This window comes from Bartonella queenslandensis AUST/NH15, from assembly GCF_000312585.1.
GTDB classification, from domain to species: Bacteria; Pseudomonadota; Alphaproteobacteria; order Rhizobiales; family Rhizobiaceae; genus Bartonella; species Bartonella queenslandensis_A.
Genome location: NZ_HE998011.1, coordinates 26,426 through 26,983 on the forward strand (window position 1 = coordinate 26,426; position 558 = coordinate 26,983).

Consider the following 558-nt stretch of genomic DNA (forward strand, 5'->3'; position numbering starts at 1 on the left):
CCATTAATATCTACAAAATGACGCAACTGATTAATCGCCTCATCCGTTAAATTTTGCGCTTCATCAATAATCAGCAGCGTCCCACTTCCCACACGCTCTAATTTCTTGCCTATCGCACGCGTTAAGCGGGTGGGATTATATTCAACCACTTCCAATTCCGCTGCCATATCATTCAAAATACCATGAACACTGCGCGTATGCGGGCTTGCTGTCACAAGGTAAACATGCGGGCGCGTCGCGCGGTAATGCCGGCAAGTTTCCGTCTTGCCATTCCCTGCATCAAGCGTGATCATCACCATGTCGCCCGTACTTTGTGCAAGCGTTAAAGTGTCAATAATCTCACTCGCTATACGATTCTTTTGAAACCCTGGCTTTTCGGGGATCATCTCCAAAAAACCTGCCGTTTCCTTTACAGAATCAACCCATTGTTGAACCTTTGCATTCTGCTTGCCCAATTGCCCTGCATAGCTGCCAGAATACCATTGCGAAAACGTCCCATCAGGCATGCCGATGCGCCGCGCCACTTCTGCCTTAGACCAATCATTGATCTGAGCTAAA

1 protein-coding gene is annotated in these 558 nt (G+C 47.8%); it reads right to left on the reverse strand.

All coding sequences use genetic code 11. The annotated features are described in order from the left end of the window. Nucleotides 1–558, reverse strand: a 558-nt coding sequence (locus tag BN338_RS07610) for an AAA family ATPase (protein WP_039760660.1), incomplete at both ends; no start/stop codon positions are given.